The sequence below is a fragment of the Mesorhizobium sp. CC13 genome, assembly GCF_039907765.1.
Taxonomy (GTDB): domain Bacteria; phylum Pseudomonadota; class Alphaproteobacteria; order Rhizobiales; family Rhizobiaceae; genus Aminobacter.
Map to the genome: position 1 here is coordinate 1 of NZ_JARDJI010000047.1, position 3,632 is coordinate 3,632.

General features: G+C 68.9%; 2 protein-coding genes. Both read right to left on the bottom strand.

Going from position 1 to position 3,632, the window contains the following annotated elements; all coding sequences use genetic code 11:
• Window positions 1–15 precede the first annotated feature (15 nt).
• Window positions 16–2,382 (bottom strand): aldehyde dehydrogenase family protein, encoded by a 2,367-nt coding sequence (locus PV773_RS25075; RefSeq protein WP_347968978.1) that lies wholly within the window; start codon window positions 2,380–2,382, stop codon window positions 16–18.
• A 240-nt stretch (window positions 2,383–2,622) separates the two neighbouring features.
• The coding region (deoC, locus tag PV773_RS25080; RefSeq protein WP_347968979.1) for a deoxyribose-phosphate aldolase at window positions 2,623–3,632 on the bottom strand (1,010 nt) is incomplete at its 5' end.

A 3,632-nucleotide genomic window follows, 5' to 3' on the forward strand; every position in this document is an offset into this window, starting at 1 on the left:
TACTGCCCTATTCCCTCAGTCCCCATACGGCACCCAGACGTTCTTGACCTCGGTTGCGCGGCGGAGGAAGGCGTCGCCTTGGGCGGTTTGCCAGTCGAGGCTGCGGCCGTGGCCGGTCCAGACGCGCTTGAGGTTGCCGATGGATTCGGCCTCGGCTTGCGCGCAGATGTCGGCCTCGGCGACGACCCACAGGCCGTCGACGTCGTCGTGCCTGGCGAGCACAGCCGCGAGTTCGCCCGTGTGCCCGGTGACGATGTTGATCGCGCCGGCCGGAACGTCGGAATATTCGATCACCTGGTAGAGATCGGTGGCGACGAGCGGGGCGGTGGCCGAGGGCACCAGCACCACGGTGTTGCCCATGGCGAGCGCGGGGGCGACCAGCGAGACCAGCCCGAGCAGCGGTGCCTCGTCGGGGGCGACGATGCCGATGACGCCGACCGGTTCGTTGAGCGCCAAGGTCACCGCGCGCGCCGGCGGCTGGTGCACCCGGCCCTCGAACTTGTCGGCCATGCCGGCGTACCAGAACAGCCGCTCGATCGAGGCCTCGACCTCGGCCTTGGCGGCCTTGTGGGCGGCCCCCGTCAGTTCCGAGATGCGGGCGGCGAACTCTTCCGTGCGGCCGGAGAGGTTTTCGGCAAGGTAGTAAAGAACCTGGGCGCGGTTGTAGGCGGTGGCCTCCGGCCAGGCCTTGCAGGCGCGGGCGGCCGAGACCGCGTCGCGGATGTCCTTGCGGCTGCCGAGGCCGACCTCGCCGGCGAGCTTGCCCTTCGGGGTGAACACCGGCAGCGAATAATTGCCGTCGGGGCGCACCTGCTTGCCGCCGATGAACAGCTTTGCGGTGCGGTCGATGCCGTGGGCCTCGCCATTGTCGCGGGCGGCAGCCCTGGGGGCCGCCGGCTTGATGACGGGGCCATGCGGTTCGGAGGGCGCCAGATATTCCTCCAGCCCCTCGCGCCCGCCCTCGCGGCCGAAGCCTGACTCGCGATAGCCGCCGAAGCCGCAAGCTGCGTCGAACATGTTGGTGCCGTTGACCCAGACCACGCCGGCCTCGAGCTGCGGGGCGACATGCAGCGCCAGGTTGATGGTCTCGCTCCACACCGAGGCGGCAAGGCCGTAGCGGGTGTTGTTGGCGAGTTCGACCGCCTCCTCGGTGGTGCGGAAGCTCATGGTGGCGAGCACCGGGCCGAACACCTCCTCCTGGGCGAGGATGTTGGCGGGCGCCACGCCCGTCGCCAGTGTCGGCAGATGGTAGTAGCCGGTCTGCGGCACCTCGTGGTCGGGCTGCCAGCAGACTGCACCCTGCCTGGCCCCTTCCTCGACAAGGCGCCTGACGCGGTCGAGCTGGGTCCTGTCGACCAGCGGGCCGATGTCGGTGTTCTTGTCCAGGGGAGAACCGACCCGCAGGCGGCTCATGCGTGTCTTGACCTTGGCGATGAAGGCCTCGGCCACGCTTTCCTGCACCAAAAGCCGCGAGCCGGCGCAGCAGACCTGGCCCTGGTTGAACCAGATGCCGTCGACCAGCCCCTCGACGGCGCTGTCGAGATCGGCGTCCTCGAAGACGATGAAGGCCGACTTGCCGCCGAGCTCCAGCGACAGCTTCTTGCCCGAGCCCGCCGTCGCCTTGCGGATGATCTTGCCGACCTCGGACGAGCCGGTGAAGGCGATCTTGTCGATGCCGGGATGGTTGACGATCGCCGCCCCCGCCTCGGGGCCGCCCTGGACGATGTTGACCACGCCCCTCGGCACCCCGGCACGCTCGCAGATCTCGGCGAACAGTATCGCCGTCAGCGGCGTGAACTCGGCCGGCTTCAGCACCACCGTGCAGCCGGTGGCGAGCGCGGGCGCGATCTTCCAGGCGAGCATCAGAAGCGGAAAGTTCCACGGGATGATCTGGCCGACGACGCCGGCCGCCCTGCGGCCGGGGAATTCGCTCGCGAGCGACTGGGCCCAGCCGGCATGGTGGATGAAGTGGCGGATCGCCAAGGGCACGTCGATGTCGCGGCTCTCGCGGATCGGCTTGCCGTTGTCGAGGGATTCCAGCACCGCAAACAGGCGCTGGTGGCGCTGCATGGCGCGGCCGATGGCGTAAAGCACCCTGGCGCGCTCGTAGCCCGACAAGGCGCTCCACTTGGGCAGCGCCTTGCGCGCTGCGGCGACCGCCGCCTCGATGTCGGCGGCACCCGCCTCGGAGACTTTCGCCAGAACCTTGCCGGTCGAGGGATCGGCGGTGTCGAAGCTCCTGCCGTCGAAACCGGCGCGCCAGTCGCCGGCGATGAACAGCGCCTTCGCGAAATCGCGGCCCGCCAGCCAGGCATCGGCTTCCGTGCGGGCCTCGGGGGCGGGGGCATAGTCCATGGCGTGGTATCGTTCGAGGATGTTCATCGGACTGTTCCCAGCAATTCGTTGCGAGGTCGGCGATCCTTCGCACCCCCCTCTGGCCTGCCGGCCATCTCCCCCACAAGGGGGGAGATCAGCCCGCGCTGACGTCGCCGCCAATCGCCGAGGTTGGAGGAAAGGCGTGGGGGACGAAGCTGCCGATCTCCCCCTTTGTGGGGGAGATGGCCGGCAGGCCAGAGGGGGGTGCGAAGAAGCTCCACGGCTATTGCTTTCGCGCCCATCGCCTCACGCCATGGCGTGGCGGTGGTTGGCCGAGTAGCGGCCGCTGACATGGTGCTCGAGCTGGCGCTCGATGTCGGTGAGCAGGCTCGACGCGCCGAAGCGGAACAGCTCGGGTTCGAGCCAGGGCCGGCCGAGCTCCTCCTTCATCAGGATAAGCCAGTCGAGCGAGACTTTCGCCGTCGAGATGCCGCCGGCCGGCTTGAAGCCGATGAGGTAGCCCGTCTGCTCGTGATAGGCGCGGATGGCGCGCACCATGGCCAAACCGACCGGCAGCGTGGCATTGACGCTTTCCTTGCCGGTCGAGGTCTTGATGAAGTCCGCGCCCGCCATCATCGCCACCATCGAAGCGAGCGTGACATTGCGCAAGGTCGCGAGGTCGCCCGTACCCAGAATGACCTTCAGATGCGCCTCGCCGCAGGCAGCCCGCATCGCCTTGATCTCGTCATGGAGCTCCTGCCACCTGGCCCCGAACACAAGGCCGCGCGGGATGACGACGTCGATCTCGTCGGCGCCGTCGGCGACCGACGCCTCGATCTCGGCCAGCCGCGTCGACAAGGGCGCAAGCCCGTGCGGGAAAGCCGTCGACACCGCCGCGACATGGATGCCTGTGCCCCTGACCGCCTCGACGGCGGTCGCCACGAACGGATGATAGACGCAGACCGCCGCCGGGCGGATCACGGTGTCGCCCAACCCCAGCGCCGCGGCCAGATCGGCGCGCAGCGGGTTCAGCGCCTTGGCGCAGAGCCGGCGCACGCGCTCGTCGGTGTCGTTGGAGTTGAGCGTCGTCAGGTCCATCAAGGAGATGGCCCTGAGCAGCCACGCCGCCTGGTTGTCGGCCTTGATCGAGCGCCGCTTGGTCAGCGTCGCCACCCGCCGCTCCAGCGCCGAGCGGTTGACGCTGCGCATCGATTCCAGGAACCCAACGTCCAGCGCCATCCCCGGATTGCGCACCACACCATGGCCCTCCGAGACATTCGCAGCCTGCCGCGACGCCAGCGGCGTCACGATGGCTG

What these genes read in the sequence shown, in the direction of transcription:
- PV773_RS25075 (WP_347968978.1), bottom strand. Translation starts at nt 2,382, where the DNA reads ATGAACATCCTCGAACGATACCACGCCATGGACTATGCCCCCGCCCCC.